The 3251-nt window shown below is 51.5% G+C and carries 1 protein-coding gene and 4 pseudogenes; 2 read left to right on the forward strand and 3 right to left on the reverse strand.

Translation table 11 applies throughout. From position 1 onward, the window contains the following. Positions 1-46: 46 nt before the first annotated feature. Positions 47-489: pseudogene (locus tag Hhyl2_RS22305) on the forward strand (transposase domain-containing protein); the annotation flags it as partial. A 60-nt stretch (positions 490-549) separates the two neighbouring features. Here the strand turns inward: Hhyl2_RS22305 and Hhyl2_RS22310 are convergent. From Hhyl2_RS22310 to Hhyl2_RS22320, 3 genes and pseudogenes are all read right to left on the reverse strand, one after another. Beyond that, complete coding sequence (locus Hhyl2_RS22310; RefSeq protein WP_483552990.1) at positions 550-1329, reverse strand: class I SAM-dependent methyltransferase; 780 nt, start codon at positions 1327-1329, stop codon at positions 550-552. 328 nt (positions 1330-1657) lie between these two features. Beyond that, a pseudogene (locus Hhyl2_RS22315) lies at positions 1658-1852 on the reverse strand (ISH3 family transposase); the annotation flags it as partial. A 174-nt stretch (positions 1853-2026) separates the two neighbouring features. Then, positions 2027-2797 (reverse strand): annotated as a pseudogene (locus tag Hhyl2_RS22320) (ISH3 family transposase); the annotation flags it as partial. Between the two features lie 72 nt (positions 2798-2869). Here Hhyl2_RS22320 and Hhyl2_RS22325 point away from each other — a divergent pair. After that, positions 2870-3251 (forward strand): annotated as a pseudogene (locus Hhyl2_RS22325) (IS4 family transposase); the annotation flags it as partial.

Here is a 3251-nt window from a genome sequence, read left to right on the forward strand (position 1 = left end):
AATTGAGAGCTTCTTATCTATCCAAAAATTATGACTATAACTAGAGCCGTCGCGGGTCGCGGTCGACGAGAAACAAATCACGGTTGACGGCGAGAAAAGTGGCTCTACGCCGCTGTCGACGTTGATTCAAAGCTGTTGCTAGAGGCCGACGTGTTCAGCCGCCGCGGGACCGACCCCGAGGTGACGTTCCTGCATCGGCTCACCGAGAAACACGATGTTGCCGATTCAGTGTTTCTCGTCGATGCTGGTGGCTATCTGACTGCTCTCTCACGGCACGATTTGAGCGGTCGGCTCGACTACCGACTCTGGAACCACATCGAAAAGTGGTCCCAGACTATGACCATGCGAATCGACCGCTTTCATGCCGTCTGGATGGGCAGTCAATCCAGCGCGAAACAGTGGTTACGACGCTTCAGACACCACTACAACCACGAACGACCGAACCAAGCGCTTGACAGCAAAACGCCAGCTGAGGAGATTGTAAACTAGACAGTGCCCTCATTAGAATCTCACCAAGTTCAGGCACCAATTTGATCTCGGCAGCAAAAACTACGATATTCTAATATCATATCCTTTTGAATATGAAAAAGTGTGGCCAACCCACCTATCACCAAAAGGTGCAACACCGAAATCTCCAATTTCTTTATATATATCATACTCTGTGGTTTTTAGATAATTCCGTAATATTGAGTCCGTTATAGGAGAGCAATGACCTACCTGTTTTTTTACCTTTTCCATCGATATGTCGCCGAAATACGGGAGTTCACCTTCCAGTAAAAATTTTATTCTATTCCTAATATTTTCAATATTAGGTGTAGTAAGCACTATGATCCCATCGGACTTCGTCACTCTTGTTAGTTCCTGTACAAATTGATGTGGGTTATGTAAGTGCTCAATTGTCTCTGAGGAAAGTACCAGATCGAACTGGTTCGATGGAAATATTTGTAGTCCATTTAGATCAATATCAGTTTGAACTATATCGTAGTTCCCGTCATCGAGATGATTGGTAGATGGTTTAGCAACGTCTATACCAATAACATTATCATAACCCATGTTGTTAAGACTCGAAATCATTTGTCCGTCTCCAGTAGCAACATCACAGATTCTAGAACCCTCATCCAATTCCAATTGTTTAATATATCTGGTCAAAACCTCATAATGCTTACTTCTTAAGGCATTAAAATCATCTTTCTGGGGGTATCTGTACTCTCCCTTATCTAATGATACTTTCCCCTTTGTTTCTACACAATTAAATAATATTAATGCCGGAGACAATGCCCGCCAAAATGCCGATTCCCCTTTTAGAAATATTCTTTTGAATTTTCCCATATGCAAGGCATGTCGCTCGATGTATTAGAGTGATGGGTCTAGGTCGAATGAATTGACAAATAGAGACTAATACCTGAAGCGAGTACTAATTCTGACCGGCCGAAATTAGTAGTTCGGTACTCCCCAAACAAGTGGAGAGAGTGCTGCCTGAACACCACAAAACAGTCATTTTCTGTATGATTAGACGGCCAGTCTCCGCTGCTACTGCGATGTAGGTCGAGACAGTTCTAATCCTCCGCTCTGGACAGATGGTATCAGCCGGATTTCGACGGTATCTGACGAAAGCTGTTGCTCACCGCCCACTGAGCAGGCCGGGGGCTGACCGGGGTCAGCCTGCGGCCATTGTCTGTGATGCCGGTGTACCAATCCCGTTCGCTTTGATTTTCCACTGGCGTCGTAATTCCTCTTCCAGCTCACGACGAATCCAGTCACAGAACGTCTTGAACGTGAACCCCTCGGGCAGGTCGCGCCCGCCTCGCCGTGAGCGGGCGACGACCGCCCATCGCAACACTAACCACAGGTTCAGTACCTCACAAAGCATCGCCAGTTAACATGGCCTGAGTCACCTGTTCTGTTGAGATGAGTCGTCGATAGTGGTCGAAGAACACTAATTGAGTGGGGAGCTGCCGCTGTCGGCGGCGATCAGCCGCCGACGCGGCAGCGTTGCCACTCAGAAGATAGCGTCCTCGGTCGGTGATTACCGGTGGAACCGATCGTCCGGTGGCCGGTTCGCGGGGACGGCCCGACGCACCGCGAGGGCCGTCCACGCTGCCCGACACACCATGTTAATGAACTCCTTGAACGACCAGGACCAGAGGCGACGCCCGCCACGGCGGGGCGTCGCCACATACTCCCAATGGAGATACCGCCAGACATTCTGCAAAAGTAGGCTTACCACGACGTACAACAGCCGTACAACCGGATTCTGCGTTGTGGTCGTGACAATGCTTTGTTCGGAGAGTCGGTAGCTGGCCTCGATACCGAAGCGTTTCGCGTAGTGGTATCGAGCATCTCGTGGTGTGTCAATGAACGGCGCGTCAGCGGCGTAGCCGTGACGCGCCACTCCGTGTTCGTCGTATCGTCCTTTTTGATAGGTACAGTCGATATAGACGGGAAAATCGACGGTCCAGCTGTGACCGTCGAGTTTCCCTGTCAGGTCATGTTGGATGACGCGGCTCCATCCTTCTGAGAGTTCCTGCTTGATCGTCTTTCCCCATCGGACGATCGGCATCACGTACGCATAGTTGTGAGCGTGAAGGAGCGTGAGACACTTGCTATCGTAGAATTCTCGGTCAAGATAGACGGCCTTGACGCCGGGGTCAAGGCCGTCAAGGAGACCAAGAAACTCAGCGAGGACACTGCTGGCGGTGTCGCCGTCGACGAGACGGCGCACCGCCAGCGTATATCGCTTATTCTTCACACGCGCGTAGAGTGTCGCATAGGCATGGAATGCGGTGCATCCGTGTTCGGTTAGGCGGAGAAACCGACAGGCAGCGCTCTGGTGACGAAGCTATCGTTGTAGACCGCGTGGGGAGAGAATGTGTTCAAGCAACTCTCCCCGAACCTCATACGACGGCGGTTGACTTCCCTGTTTCCAGCCGAGCTAATCGAAGACATCGCGCGCGAGCGCGATGTCGTCCAGCGTGACCGGAAGATTGACATCACAATGCTCGTCTGGACGCTGATCATGGGCTTCGCCGTTGATGGCGAAGCCCGTACCATCGCCGGATTTCAACGTGCATACTCCGCAGCAACCAACCAGACCGTTGCCCGCTCCAGCTTCTACGATCGGTTCACGCCAGCCCTCGCAGCACTGTTGAGCGACCTCCTCGAGCACGCTCTCGAGGGGGTCGCGGTTCCTCACACAATCGCGCCACAGTTCGAATTGTTCCGTGAGGTGCTGATCGCCGATGCAACCGTCT

This window comes from Haloarcula sp. H-hyl2 (assembly GCF_056934385.1).

Excerpts from the sequence above, each read along its gene's own strand:
- Hhyl2_RS22310 (WP_483552990.1), bottom strand. The coding sequence starts at position 1,329 with ATGGGAAAATTCAAAAGAATATTTCTAAAAGGGGAATCGGCATTTTGG.